We start from the raw sequence: 209 nt of genomic DNA on the forward strand, positions 1-209 counted from the left end.
ATATTTTGTTTCATGAATGCTTTAAGGCCAAAGCCATCTTTGGTATGAAATGCTTTTAATTCTTCACCATCATTACCGACGTAAATTCGACCATCAGAAAAAACGCCATCTACAACGCAGACAAATAATTTTATTTTTTTTGCTTGTTCAAAAACAATAGGATCATTTTTTCCATAGGGTGTAGCAATCATTTGTCGACTCTTTTTAAC

1 pseudogene is annotated in these 209 nt (G+C 32.5%); it reads right to left on the bottom strand.

Annotated elements, in window-relative coordinates:
* Window positions 1-191 (bottom strand): annotated as a pseudogene (locus V6256_RS16160) (3-deoxy-D-manno-octulosonate 8-phosphate phosphatase); the annotation flags it as partial.
* Window positions 192-209: the final 18 nt, after the last annotated feature.

It is taken from the genome of Psychromonas aquatilis (genome assembly GCF_038155185.1).
Classification (GTDB): Bacteria; Pseudomonadota; Gammaproteobacteria; order Enterobacterales; family Psychromonadaceae; genus Psychromonas; species Psychromonas aquatilis.